Origin of the sequence: Acinetobacter indicus (assembly GCF_009914475.1) — a bacterium.
GTDB classification, from domain to species: domain Bacteria; phylum Pseudomonadota; class Gammaproteobacteria; order Pseudomonadales; family Moraxellaceae; genus Acinetobacter; species Acinetobacter indicus.
The window spans coordinates 1886622-1900371 of the sequence record NZ_CP045198.1 but is presented as its reverse complement, the minus strand read 5'-3'; the positions used below and the strand labels follow the sequence as shown (position 1 = coordinate 1900371).

Annotated in this window: 11 protein-coding genes; 3 read left to right on the top strand and 8 right to left on the bottom strand. The window is 46.6% G+C overall.

The window, feature by feature from the left end; genetic code table 11:
• The 4 genes from GA693_RS09440 to GA693_RS09425 all read right to left on the bottom strand — a co-directional run bounded on the left by GA693_RS09440 (position 1) and on the right by GA693_RS09425 (position 3911).
• A complete protein-coding gene (locus tag GA693_RS09440; RefSeq protein WP_160240998.1) occupies positions 1 to 864 on the bottom strand; it encodes a lysophospholipid acyltransferase family protein in 864 nt (287 codons plus the stop codon).
• A 23-nt stretch (positions 865 to 887) separates the two neighbouring features.
• The gene (locus GA693_RS09435) at positions 888 to 1106 is read right to left on the bottom strand and encodes a hypothetical protein (protein WP_005180031.1); all 219 of its coding nucleotides are present in this window, start codon (positions 1104 to 1106) and stop codon (positions 888 to 890) included.
• Positions 1107 to 1217: 111 nt separating this feature from the next.
• Positions 1218 to 3002, bottom strand: coding sequence for an aspartate--tRNA ligase (aspS, locus tag GA693_RS09430; protein WP_160240999.1), 1785 nt, complete (start codon positions 3000 to 3002; stop codon positions 1218 to 1220).
• Between the two features lie 144 nt (positions 3003 to 3146).
• Positions 3147 to 3911 carry a DUF4184 family protein gene (locus GA693_RS09425; RefSeq protein ID WP_075167455.1) on the bottom strand — a complete coding sequence of 255 codons (765 nt, stop codon included), beginning with the start codon at positions 3909 to 3911 and terminating at the stop codon, positions 3147 to 3149.
• A 142-nt stretch (positions 3912 to 4053) separates the two neighbouring features.
• On the opposite strand from GA693_RS09425, the gene znuD reads away from it, so the two are divergent.
• Positions 4054 to 6210, top strand: coding sequence for a zinc piracy TonB-dependent receptor ZnuD (gene znuD / locus GA693_RS09420; RefSeq protein ID WP_160241000.1), 2157 nt, complete (start codon positions 4054 to 4056; stop codon positions 6208 to 6210).
• 105 nt (positions 6211 to 6315) lie between these two features.
• Positions 6316 to 7779 carry a phospholipase D family protein gene (locus GA693_RS09415; protein WP_160241001.1) on the top strand — a complete coding sequence of 488 codons (1464 nt, stop codon included), beginning with the start codon at positions 6316 to 6318 and terminating at the stop codon, positions 7777 to 7779.
• Between the two features lie 165 nt (positions 7780 to 7944).
• Here GA693_RS09415 and GA693_RS09410 read toward each other — a convergent pair whose 3' ends face one another.
• Positions 7945 to 8400 carry a hypothetical protein gene (locus tag GA693_RS09410; protein ID WP_005180018.1) on the bottom strand — a complete coding sequence of 152 codons (456 nt, stop codon included), beginning with the start codon at positions 8398 to 8400 and terminating at the stop codon, positions 7945 to 7947.
• A gap of 183 nt (positions 8401 to 8583) precedes the next feature.
• Here GA693_RS09410 and GA693_RS09405 point away from each other — a divergent pair, with 183 nt between their 5' ends.
• Positions 8584 to 9009, top strand: a complete 426-nt coding sequence (locus GA693_RS09405; protein ID WP_005180017.1) for an RcnB family protein — start codon at positions 8584 to 8586, stop codon at positions 9007 to 9009.
• Positions 9010 to 9156: 147 nt separating this feature from the next.
• On the opposite strand, the gene GA693_RS09400 is transcribed toward GA693_RS09405, so the two are convergent.
• The 3 genes from GA693_RS09400 to GA693_RS09390 form a co-directional block, all read right to left on the bottom strand.
• Positions 9157 to 9654: a phosphate-starvation-inducible protein PsiE gene (locus tag GA693_RS09400; protein WP_005180016.1), complete on the bottom strand. Its 498-nt coding sequence runs from the start codon at positions 9652 to 9654 to the stop codon at positions 9157 to 9159.
• A gap of 148 nt (positions 9655 to 9802) precedes the next feature.
• The gene (locus tag GA693_RS09395) at positions 9803 to 11584 is read right to left on the bottom strand and encodes an acyl-CoA dehydrogenase C-terminal domain-containing protein (protein ID WP_075168331.1); all 1782 of its coding nucleotides are present in this window, start codon (positions 11582 to 11584) and stop codon (positions 9803 to 9805) included.
• Between the two features lie 173 nt (positions 11585 to 11757).
• Complete coding sequence (locus GA693_RS09390) at positions 11758 to 13560, bottom strand: acyl-CoA dehydrogenase C-terminal domain-containing protein (protein ID WP_075168330.1); 1803 nt, start codon at positions 13558 to 13560, stop codon at positions 11758 to 11760.
• Positions 13561 to 13750: the final 190 nt, after the last annotated feature.

The window sequence follows — 13750 nt, the reverse complement described above, 5'->3', positions numbered from 1 at the left end:
TTATTTATATATGGATTTCAGGCCTTCTAATTTCCTAAACCTTTTATACCCCCACAAATACTGTTCTGGAGCGACATTAATCATGCGCTCCATTTCTTTATTAAGCGTATCGACTGAAAGCTGCAAATCTTTGGCATTAATCTCTGCAGACAAAGTCTGCACATGCAGCTCAAAGCCACTTAAATCTTCACGGCGTAAACAGCTTAAGCCAATCACTGAACACTGGGTCTTGGCTGCCAGTTTAGAGAGCAGGGTAGAGGAAAGTGCATTCTGACCAAAGAAAGGTGAGTAAATACCACCCGACTCTTTAGGCACATGATCTGGTAAAATTGCGGCAAATCCACCTTGTTTCAAATGTTTAAATAAGGCACGTACCCCCGTTTCATCGGTGGGTACCAGTGTGGCATTAAGGCGCTGCCGTGCTTCCAGCATAAACCGGTCTACATCCGGATTTTTGCTCGGTTTATACATAATGACCGGTGCAGTATGTAAATTCACCCAGGCATTCATCAATTCCCAGGTGCCAAAATGCGGCACCACTGCCAAGGTCCCATTCGGGTTTTGCAGGGCGTCTAAAAAAATATCTTCTCCATGCACGACCTTGATCTGTTCAAGGGCAAACTCCGGCGCAGAACCCCAAATCTTGACCGATTCTGCATAGGTCATACATTGGCTTTTCAGGCTGCGCCGCGTGAGTTGCTCCCGTTCTGATTCAGATAACTCCGGATAAGCAGACTTTAAATTAATTTCTGTCACACGTCGGGCGGAGGAGTTGCTCACATACAGCAACCAGCCCACAGATCGGGCGGTGACCTGAATCAAGCGCAGGGGGAGTTTGGAGAAATTTTTAAGAAGGGAATACATGAATCAAGCAAGAGTCCGCGCAATTATGGTCGATCTGCATTGCCTTTTAAGACCATATAAATCAGTCCGACAAAAATCAGCAAGGCGCCGATAATACTACTCAGGCTGAAATACACAATACGGTCATTGGTATCAAGCGCAAACAGGTTATTCGCCAAGATATAACGCATGAACAGCCATTGTACAATCGAAAAGACAATGAGCATGATGCCACGGTTACGTACTGCAGGACGCATTGCCATTGCTGAATCACCTAAGAATGAAAACTGCAGTTATTATGCCATTGCTCGGCAGTGATCTCAATGTAATAAAAAAGCCCCGCAAGTGCAGGGCTTCTTTAGAATGACAAGCTATTATTCTTGAGATTCCGCTTTTGGTTTTTCACGTAAGCGAATACCCAAATCACGCAGTTGAGTCGCTTCAACTGGTGCTGGTGCTTGAGTCAATGGACATTCAGCAGTCTTGGTTTTCGGGAATGCAATCACATCACGAATAGACGCACCGCCGGTCATCAGCATCACTAAACGGTCCAGACCGAATGCTAGACCACCGTGTGGAGGCGCACCGTAACGTAAAGCATTTAGTAAGAAGCTGAATTTCTCTTCAGCTTCTTCTTCACCAATACCTAAAGCTTCAAAGATGGCTTTTTGCATTTCCAGGTTGTGAATACGCAGTGAACCACCACCGATTTCAGTGCCGTTCAATACCATATCGTAAGCGACAGACAGCGCAGCACCCGGGTTGTTCTTCACGTCTTCAACGCTTGATTTTGGCAGCGTGAATGGGTGATGCACAGAAGTCCATTTGCCATCGTCAGTTTCTTCGAACATTGGGAAGTCAACTACCCAAAGCGGAGCCCATTCGCACGTCGAAAGATTCATGTCGTGACCAATCTTGACACGAAGCGCGCCCATTGCGTCATTCACAACTTTGGCTTTATCTGCACCGAAGAAGACGATGTCACCATTTTCAGCACCAACGCGTTTTAAGAGATCCAGCACGATTGGCTCGATGAATTTCACGATTGGCGATTGCAGGCCTTCGATACCTTTTTCAAGTTCGTTCACCTTGATATACGCCAGACCTTTGGCACCGTAGATGCCCACGAATTTGGTGTATTCATCAATTGCACTACGTGGCAGTGAGCCAGCACCCGGAACGCGAAGTGCCACAATACGGCCTTTCGGATCTTTGGCAGGGCCAGCGAATACCTTGAACTCAACGTCTTGCATTAAATCTGCAACATCAATCAGTTTCAACGGAATACGCAGGTCCGGTTTGTCGGATGCATAGTCACGCATCGCATCGGCATAGGTCATACGCGGGAATTTTTCGAATTCAACGTTCAGAAGTTCTTTGAACATCTTCACGGTCAAACGTTCCATCAGATCCATGATGTCATCATCGCTCATGAACGATGTTTCAACGTCGATCTGGGTAAATTCTGGCTGACGGTCCGCACGTAAGTCTTCGTCACGGAAACATTTGGCGATTTGGTAATAACGGTCAATACCACCCACCATCAATAACTGTTTGAACAGCTGTGGTGATTGTGGCAGTGCGTAGAAGCTACCGTTAGACACACGGCTTGGAACCAGATAGTCACGCGCACCTTCAGGCGTTGCACGAGTCAAAATTGGAGTTTCAACGTCTAGGAAACCGTTGTCTTCGAAGTAGTTACGAATCAGGTTGGTCAGTTTAGAACGGAAACGTAAGCGTTCTAACATTTCTGGACGACGGATGTCCAGGAAGCGGTATTTCAGACGGATTTCTTCAGAAATATTGGTGTTTTCATCATTCAGTGGGAATGGCGGCGTTTCAGATTGAGCCAGCACTTCAATTTCTTTGCCCAATACTTCAATCTGGCCACTGACCATATTGGCATTTTCAGTACCCGCATAACGGCGGCGTACACGGCCTGTAATTTTTAATACGAATTCAGAACGAGCTTTATCTGCTGTGGCAAACGCTTCTGGGGTATCCGGGTCGATAACCACTTGTACCAGACCATCACGGTCACGCATATCCAGGAAGATCACCCCACCGTGGTCACGGCGACGATGTACCCAACCACACAAGGTTACGGTTTGGTCGATTTGAGCTTCGGTTAAAGAACCGCAGTAATGAGTTCGCATCATAGCGTAAAAAATCCAACTATATGGGTTAATGACAGCGCATACGTAAACAGCGTACCGCTTGAAGTAAATGTTGGATTATGCCTCTTTGCAGGTTTTGTCACAAGAACTAGCGTGAAAAACCCGGCAATTTCCTGCTATTTCGAGTTAACCGAACTCATGATTGCGGTCCAGAATCTGAAATAAAATACAGCCCGTGGTTAAAATGATTAAGGCACCCTGACTAAACTCATTAAAAGCCCGGCCCAGAAAATAATAACGATGGCTATACCACAGTTCATCACTGAAATAGCGGGCATAATCCCAGACCGAATAAGCACCTAGCAAAATGGCCAGGCCAATCAGGATGGCTGCCGCTTGTTTGACCCGTCGGCTCACTGGCCAGTGCTGACGATAGCGCTGATAATAACGCCAGCACATCCACAGCAAAAACGGCAGGGCCAGAAGCGAACTGCCAATCTGCAAAATAAAATGCAGTGGATAGGTCTGGGAGAACCAGGACACCGGCTGGCTTAAGACGTTATGAAAGGCAAAAGTGCGAAAGTCGACGTGAGTTAAACCATCCCAAATTAAATGGGTGGCATTGCCCAGCAATAGCCCGAGGATTACCGCAAGTAAAAAACCAAGGGCCGACTTGAACGAATCCAGATTGAGCTCATGTTGTATGCCTAGCGCCCGATACAGCACCGGACGATAAATCAGATACCACGCCGCACAAAAAGCCAGACCCAGCCATAAATTTGGATGAACAATTGAACTCCATAAATGATTCAAGCCGCCCTGATCGGTGGTAAATAATCGGCTTAAATCGGGCAGCATACAGCCAATGGCAAGGGCTGCAACGGGAAGACGATGACCTGTCAGCTGGGCAATGGGAGGTGCTAAAACCGCATGAGATAAGGTAAAGGGCATACAGGCGTAGACAATAAAAACAGAAAAATCCGTGAGGCCCTATAGCTTAACCAAGCAAAGATGAATTTTATGTTTTTTATTGCAAAACAGTTGAAATGTTATATTATAACATTATTCAAATTTGTTACTCTGAGCCTGAGTCATGTCCTTCCATAAGAATTTAATAACACTGTCTATTTTTGCTGTTGTGACCCCTGCAGTTTTTGCAGATGAGGCGAATCTATCCAATGCACAGCAACTTGAAACCATCCAGCTAAAAGCCCATCCTCTGGTTCAGACTGCAGCGGACTTTGCGGTAGCAGATCAGGTGGTGGAACAGAAAGTATTGGCTGAACGCCCAACAACCATTGGTGATGCACTGGCTGATGAACTGGGTGTATATTCAAATCAGTACGGCACAGGTTCAAGCCGTCCCGTGATTCGTGGTCAAGATGGCCCGCGTGTCAAAGTCTTACAACACGCATCTGAAACTGCTGATGTATCGACTTTATCTCCAGACCATACAGTTACAGTAGATCCAATTCTGGCAAAACAGGTTGAAGTGATTCGTGGTCCATCGACTTTACTCTATGGTGCCGGTACCGTGGGTGGCTTGGTCAATGTAACCGATCAGAAAATTCCAACCCAAATCCCAGCAGATGGCTTAGAGGGCACCGTCGGCGTGCGCTATAACTCGGGTAGCGATGAGAAGCTGGCCAGTGCGGGGGTAACAGCAGCAATTGGTGACAACTTTGCCTTACGTGTAGAAGGCTCCAAACGTAAAGCAAATAACTATATTACGCCGGATTACTGGGTAGAGCATCATAATGATGAAGCTGGCCATGAAGATCATGGACATGATGATGCACATGAGGGTGATGAAGAGCATGAAACACATTTTGATAAAGCCCGTCGTGTAGACAATACCTTTGCTGAAGGCCAAACCGTGAATATTGGCGGTTCATGGATTCATGAACGTGGTTTTGTCGGGGTGTCTTATAGCAACCGTCAGGACAAATACGGTTTACCAGGGCATAGTCATGAATATCATGACTGCCATCCTCATGGTAATGAAATTCATTGCGGCGGACATGGCGTTTCAGCTCCAGATGAAGACGAGGGCGAACATGCTCATGGTGGTCCATGGGTCGATCTGGAATCACACCGTTATGATGTCCGTACAGAACTGGATCAGCCATTTGCCGGTTTTGACAAGTTACGTGCCCATGCCAGCTATACCGATTATGAACATGACGAGCTGGAAGAAAGTGAAGTTATCAGTAATTTTAAAAGCAAAGGCTATGATGCCCGTTTAGAGTTGGTTCATAAACCAGTCGCGGGTTGGGAAGGGGTCTTTGGTACCCAATATAGCCAACAGAAAATTAATCTTGCGGGTGGTGCGGAAGAACATGATGGGCATTCTCATAGTGGCGTGCTGATGGCAGACACCAAGACCGAAAAATATAGCCTGTTCGGTTTAGAACATAAGCAGTTTGGTGATGTGCATGTGGAATTGGGTGCACGTGTAGAACATCAAAAAATTGATGTAGATTCAACTCAAAAAGACTATTCGGATACCGGTGTGTCAGGTTCAGCAGCAGCCAATTGGGAATTTGCTCCAAACTATAAGCTTTCTGTGGTTGGCTCGCATCAGCAACGTTTACCACTGGCACAAGAGTTGTATGCGGACGGTATTCACTTTGCCACCAATACCTATGAGCGTGGAAATGAGGATCTGGATGTTGAGAAGTCAAATAACCTTGAGTTAGGTCTGCATTATGAAGGTGCGAAACTCGACTATCATGTGCATGTTTATCACAACTGGTTTGATAACTATATTTATGGCTCAACAACCGACAGCGAAGGAACATTCCGTCTAGTTGATTATAAACAAGACAAAGCCCGTTTCTACGGTACAGAAGCGCAGTTAGGCTATGCCATTAACGATGCTTATAAAGTTAGCCTGTTTGGTGACTATGTGCGTGGCAAAATTGATGGTGAAAATGCCCCGCGTGTACCCGCAGGCCGTTTAGGTACCAAAGTAGAAGCCGATTTTGCTGATGGCTGGTCAGGTCTGGCAGAGTACTATCATGTCTTTAAACAGGACCAGATCGCCAGCAATGAACAGGAAACCCAAGGCTATAACATGGTCAATGTCGGTCTGGCGTATGCAGGTGCCATGGCGAATAACCAGGACTACCGCGTGTTCTTTAAAGCCAATAACCTGCTGGATGATCAGGTTTATTCACACACCTCATTCCTGTCCAACATTCCGCAAGTGGGCCGTAATTTTACCGTTGGTTTAGAATATAACTTCTAAGCAAAACTTAAATTTATTGCCAAAATCAAGAGGATGTCACGGAAATCCTCTTGAAAAAAGCCTGAAGAAAACCTAGCCTGAGCTGATTGGGTTAGGTTTTTTCTTATGCGTATCTTTCAACGAATTCACAATAAACTGAACTGGTCACCACGGCGTTATCTGGGCGTGATGATGGGCCTGCTGGCGTTAAGCTATTTATCCTCGGCACTGTATCATACCTATAAGCCCTTACCGGATGGTTTGAATTATGCGGGACCGCTACGTCATGCCGAAGTCAAATTTCTGGCCGATCAGACCTATCTGGATGCACAGGGCCAGCAGCATTATGATCATCAGATTTTTAATGAAATGCTGCGCCTGATTGATGAAGCACAAAGTTTAATTGTGCTGGATATGTTCCTGTTTAATCCGCAAACCGGGGCATCACAGGCCCAGCATCAACCGCTCAGCCAGCAATTAACCGATGCACTGATTCAAAAACGCCGTACCCAGCCGGATATTGAAATCAAGCTGATTACCGATCCGATTAATTCGGTTTATGGCGGGCTTGCGCCAGAGCATTATCGGCAACTGTGTCAGGCCGGGATTGATGTGATTGAAACCAATTTAACCCCGCTACGTGCTTCCAATCCGATGTGGTCCGGATTCTGGTACATCTGCTGTCAGGGCATCCGCAATAATCCGGATGCCGGCTGGCTGGCCAATCCGTTTGGCGAGGGCAAAATCACCCTGCGCAGTTATTCCGAGCTGCTGAATTTTAAGGCCAATCACCGTAAAACCATTGTGGTTGATACCCCGGACGGCTGGGAAGCTTTGGTGACCTCAATGAATCCGCATGATGCCAGTTCCCATCACTCCAATGTGGCGCTGGTGGTCAAAGGCAATACCGCGGTAGATATTCTGAAAACCGAGCAGTCGGTGGCGCTCATGTCCGGCAGCAATATTCCCGGGGTGATTGTCGGTGAGTTTCAGGCCGCTGCTACTGAACCGCAGGTGCAGGTGCTGACTGAAAAAGCCATTTATGATGCGACTTTAAACCTGATTAATAGCGCCAAAGCCAATGAACAGGTCGATCTGGTGATGTTCTATCTGTCCGAGCGCCAGATTATCAAAAGCCTGCTTGCAGCCCATGAGCGTGGGGTGAAATTGCGGGTGTTGCTCGATGCCAATAAAGATGCGTTTGGTCTGGAAAAGAATGGCGTACCGAACCGGCCAGTGGCAGCAGAATTACATCAGGCCGGCATTCCACTGCGCTGGTGTAATACCCAAGGCGAGCAATGTCATAGCAAAATGCTGATCAAGCGCAATGCCCAGCAACAGGAGATGATTTTAGGTTCGGCCAATTTCACCGCACGGAATTTAAAAAATTATAATCTGGAAACCAATTTACGCGTGTTAGGCCCGGCTCAAGCTCAGGTGTTTCAAGATGCTCAGCAGTATTTTGATACCGCCTGGTCAAACTTAAATGGCCGTCAGATGAGTGTGGATTATGCCCAGTATGCCGATGAATCGACGCTGAAATATGGACTGTATCGTTTGATGGAATGGAGTGGCTGGTCGACGTTCTAACCTCCCTCATTCCAAGCTTCTGTTTGGGAGCCGTGGCTTCTGCTTATAAGAGATGTTTGGAAGAATGAGTTTTCTTCCACCTTTGTAAGAGAAGGTTAGGGAGACACGCTTTTCCTTAACCTTCTAGGAGAGAATCGGGGAGAGGTCAGTATTAAGGTTTGACGCTTAGTTTTGCCCCGGATTCGGTGGTACCAGTTCATCCAGATCTTTATCAGACAGCTCATCCAGCTCGCTCAGGTCGGTTTTAATTTTCCACTGGCTTTCATCTTCAACCGGATTCGGCAAACGCGCTTCCAGCCAGTCGCAGACCACATCGGGCGGGAAATCGGCATGGTTACACTGGATTACCCAAGACAGGAAATCTTTGGCTTCACCATTCATATAAGGTGGTGGCGATACCGGTAAAAACTGCGTTGGCAAACGTTCATTCTTGGAAATATAGTTCAGCACATGACCCAGTTCCTGTACGGTTTGCCAGGCCAGTGGGTGTGCTACATTAATCTGAAATTTAAACCACCATGCCTGAGCACCATCTGTGCCATAGGCATCGATCAAGTTTTTTTGAACACTGGGTACTTTGCAGAAATATTCATAAAGACGATCAAAACTTAAATCAGACACAAGCATGAACCTAGTATGAAAAAAAGCGAGTGTAGCATAAAAGTAGGCCATTATTTTCACTGAGAAATATGGCCGATCTACCGCCATTCATCTAAAAAACTTGTATAAAGCATGCATGTTCATTTTTTATCCTTAATCCTGTTTTATAGTAAAATCAATAGGCTGATGTTTGGGAGTCGGGTAGTGAAAAGAATACAAGCAGGTTTATGGTTAGGCATTGGATTGTCTGCCATCTCGACATTATCCCTGGCCGATACCAATCGCTGGGCCAGTTATCAGGGTGTGGAGCGAAAATCGCATGCGCAGCATTATCCACAGCATCGCCCGTCTTATCCGCAGCACAGGCCACCACAATATTATCCGCCCCGTCCGCAATGGGGCCATCAACCGGTACGTCCGGGCATCAGTATTCAATATCAGGCGCCCACCACCATTTACCAGAATTCGCAAAGTTATAGCTGGGTCAATGGTGACCCGAATGTGGCCCGGATTGAAAGCAGCACGCAGACCATCATTACTGACTGGCGCCGTTTAGGTTTGCCGGCTCCGCCAAATGGCAGCTACTGGATTTATGAAAATGGTCGTTATATTTTGGTGCCAAACCGTTAGATCATCCGGAGCGCTCCAGCGCTAAGGAAAACTATTTGAACCAAACTGATGATCCGGTGAATCTTCACTCAAAAATCAGCGCGCCGTAGTGGTATCCAGGCGCGCTTTTTGTTCTTCAGATTTGAATGATGGATGTGATTTTGGTGTTTAGGCCAGTTCATCATCTTCCGGGCGTGGGGTCTTGCCTTGTGGCAACGGTTTTTCACTGTGTTTATCCCGAATTACCGATGGATAATTCCAGGAGGCAAAACGTACCACCAGAATCGCAAAGGCTAGAATCAGAATCGAACCGGTAATAATTACTAGGTCAATATCCGCTTTATGGTCGTGCTGGATATCGGAAATCAGCAGCCGGGTCAGGGCGGTAATGGCAATATAAATCAGGAAGCGTACTGGCATGTGGTTGGTTTTAAAGTAAATACCCACCATGGCACCGAGCTCCAAATAAATGAACAGCAGTAAAATATCATCAATCGTGGCATATTGTTTGACGGTCAGAATATCGACCACAGTATGGCCGGCCGACCAGATCACCATACAGCCAATCACGAACAGGGCAATATAGTGAAAACTTTCAACGGCCAGATTACCCAACCGGTCGAGGAGGGTTTCTATTTTTTCTACTTTGGGATGCCGTGCTGTCATATGCTCCTCCTGATTCTGCTGAATGAATAAGAAAAACTCATGCAAAAACTGTGCACAACTACAGGAAAAGTGGTGTAAAAACAGCAGGAAAACATGGATGCTATAAAAAAACGCCTGACAGTGCAGGCGTTTTTGAGAGATAAAAAGCTTAAGCCTGATGAGTGAAATAATCTTCCGAGAATTTCATGATCACATCGGAACCGGCTTTGATACGGGTAATTCGCATTTCCAGTTCTGGCAGAATGCGTTGTACAAAGTACAGACCCAGCGCCAGTTTGTTCTGATAGAACTCACCCTGTTTGGCCTGTGCCGCTTGGGCAATACGGGCAAACATATAGGCAAAGCTGAGCAGACCAACCGCGTGTAAATAATCGACCGCTGCGGCATTCGGGAATTCCGCATTTTCAGACGCCGCATTCAGAATGTATTGTGTTACTGATTCGACTTCTGTAGCTGCATCTAAGGTCGCATCTTTAATGAAGTTCAGATCGGCATCTAACTGGTTGGCAAAGTCACGGATTTCAGCAATATATTCTGCAATATAGGCACCCTGACATTTAATGGTTTTACGGCCAATTAAATCTTGTGACTGTACGCCATTGGTACCTTCATAAATTTGCGCAATACGTAAATCACGTACACATTGCTCCATGCCCCATTCACGGATATAGCCATGACCACCGAAGCACATTTGCGCATCCAGTGTTGCCTGGAAAGCGGTATCGGTTAAATAGGCTTTGGCAATAGGCGTTAGCAGCGCCACACGGTCATTGGCTTTTTTCACCGCGTCTGCATCAGTCGAGAATTTGGTGATGTCCAGCTGTTGGCCGACATAGACTGCAAAGGCACGTGATGCTTCGTTGTTGGCACGCACATTCAAGAGCATACGACGTACATCGCCATGTACTAAAATACTGTCAGCCGGTTTGTTTGGTGATTGTACACCTGAAGCACTGCGGCCCTGTAAACGGTCAGTCGCATATTGTGCTGCATTCTGGTAAGCAAATTCAGAGGCACCTAAACCCTGAATACCCATTGACAGACGTTCATAGTTCATCATCACGAACATGGCTGCCAGGCCTTCGTTTTCTTTACCGACCAGATAGCCTTTGGCACCATCAAAGTTCATGACACACGTGGCAGAGGCTTTAATCCCCATTTTGTGTTCGATAGAGCCTGGGCCAACGGGGTTACGTTCACCGAGTGAACCATCGGCATTGACCAGGAATTTCGGTACGATAAACAGCGAAATACCGCGTGAACCGGCAGGCGCATCTGGGGTTTTGGCCAGTACTAAGTGAATGATGTTTTCAGCCAGGTCATGGTCACCACCGGTAATAAAGATTTTGGTCCCGGTAATGTTATAGCTGCCATCTTCGTTGCGTTCCGCTTTGGTTTTAATAATACCCAAATCGGTACCGGCATGTGGTTCAGTCAGACACATGGTGCCAGACCATTCACCTGAATAAATTTTTGGTAAATAGGTTTCTTTCTGTTCCTGAGAAGCATAGCTGCTCAGTGCCATACCCGCACCAACTGACAGCAGTGGATACAGCATGAATGACGGGTTAGTAGCAAAAATCATTTCATCTGACAGAACGGTCAGCATTTTTGGCATGCCTTGACCGCCCCATTCTTCATCGGCACCCAGGCCAATCCAGCCGCCTTCGGCATATTGCTTGAATGCTTCTTTAAAACCGGCCGGTGTAGTTACGCTGCCATTGTTATATTGGGCACCTTCTTCATCACCAGTGCGGTTTAAGGGCAGGGTAACGTTCTGGGTAAATTTGGCCATTTCTTCAAGAATAGCTTCTGCGGTTGCAGCATCGAGGTGGGCGAGATTTTCGTTATTTTGCCAGAATTGTTCTGCTTGGAAGACATCATTCAGGATGAATTTCATATCGGCAAGCGGTGCGTTATAAATTGGCATAGTTCATTTCACCTGTTTCTTGTTTATTCATAGTGATCAGGTCAGTCTAAACGATGAGATTTCAATTGATTAGACGACGAAAGGTTAATATAGCGCGATAAATAGAGAAAAAGGACCGCCAACAGCTGGCCGTCCTTTTTACATCCATTACAAGTTACTACACATCACGTGCATTAGAAGGCAAAGTGTTCAGCATCAAGTGCCATCAATGGATCCAGGCCAGTCGCAATCACGTCAACATGCGAGCGTACACGTGGCAGGATCTTCTTGAAGTAGAAGCGTGCAGTGGTCACTTTGGCATTATAGAAGTCGACATCGGTAGTACCCGCAGCCAAGGCTTCTTGTGCAACCAGTGCCATACGTGCCCATAGGTAAGCCAGTGTCACATAGCCAGAGAAGTAGAGGTAATCGACTGCTGCAGCACCGACTTCTTCAGGGTTTTGCATCGCACGCATACCAATTTGCATGGTCAGGTCGCCCCATTCTTTGTTCAGCGCGGCCAGCGGTTCAACAAACTCTTTCATGCCGGCATTGTCTTTGTTGGCTTCTGCGAATTTGTGAATGATCTTGGTGAAATCTTTCAGCATCGCGCCTTGTGTACCCAGAACCTTACGGCCAAGCAGGTCAAGTGCCTGAATTTCAGTAGTACCTTCGTACAGGCAAGAAATACGCGTATCACGTACAATCTGCTCCATACCGTGCTCGGAAATAAAGCCGTGACCACCAAACACCTGTACACCGTGTTTTGCAGCTTCTGAACCGGTTTCGGTCAGGAAGGCTTTGGCAATTGGTGTCAATAAAGACAGGATGTTGTCGGCAAATTTACGGTCTTCTTCCTCAGCAGCCTGCTCAACCACATCTGCATATTGAGCCAATAAGTAAACCAGTGCACGGCCACCTTCAGCAAATGCTTTTTGGGTCAACAGCATATTACGTACTGCTGGATGCACAATAATCGGATCGGCTTCTTTTTCTGGCGCTTTTGGACCAGACAGTGAACGCATAGCCAGACGGTCTTTTGCATAGGCCAAAGCACCCTGGAATGAAGATTCAGATGCAGACAGACCTTGTACTGCAGTACCGATACGCGCCGTGTTCATGAAAGTGAACATACAGTTCAGACCACGGTTTTCAGGTCCAATCAAGTAACCTTTGGCGTTGTCAAAGTTAATCACGCAAGTCGCGTTACCGTGAATCCCCATTTTGTGTTCGATCGAGCCACAACGCACTGCATTACGCTCACCGATTGAACCATCGGCATTCAGGTTGAATTTCGGTACGATGAACAGTGAAATACCTTTGGTGCCTTTCGGTGCGCCTGGTAAACGCGCCAGAACGATATGGATGATGTTCTCGGCCATGTCGTGCTCACCAGCAGAGATAAAGATTTTCTCGCCAGAGATTGCATAGCTGCCATCCGCATTTGGTTCTGCTTTGGTGCGGATAATACCGAGGTCAGAACCGGCATGAGATTCGGTCAGACACATGGTCCCGGTCCAGACACCTGATACCAGATTTGGCAGATAGGTATCTTTTTGTTCTTGCGAACCGTGGTGCTCAAGGGTACGTACTGCACCATGAGACAGACCCGGATACATACCCCAAGCCCAGTTTGCGGTACCGACCATTTCAGAAATGGTAATGCCCAGAGAGTTTGGTAAACCCTGACCGCCGTACTGTTCTTCGGCAGATAAAGACGGGAAACCCAGTTCGATATATTTTTGATACGCTTCTTTAAAGCCAGTCGGCGTGGTGACTACACCATCGTTCCAGGTACAGCCTTCGCGGTCGCCCACCTGGTTTAAAGGAGATAATTCATTTTCACAGAAGTCAGCAGCAGCTTCTAAATATTGGTCAACCAACTCACGGCTTACGTTTCCAGAGAATGCAGGGAGTTTTGCATAATGTTCTTCAGCATTTAATAATTCATGCAAAACAAATTGCATATCACGTAGTGGCGCTTTGTATTGTGGCATATCGGGTTCCTCAATACTGGTTTAACCAGCGGTTATAATCCTAAATCAGTGAGTTCACGCGCCTTCACAGGCGCATCTTGAATGTTTTAATCGTGCAACATCTTCTAATTGGGTACAAGCATTTCAATGGCTTTTCTTGGTGACTGTAAAGTCAAAGATTTTTAACTTGAAATAGCTAAGTGTATTGAGT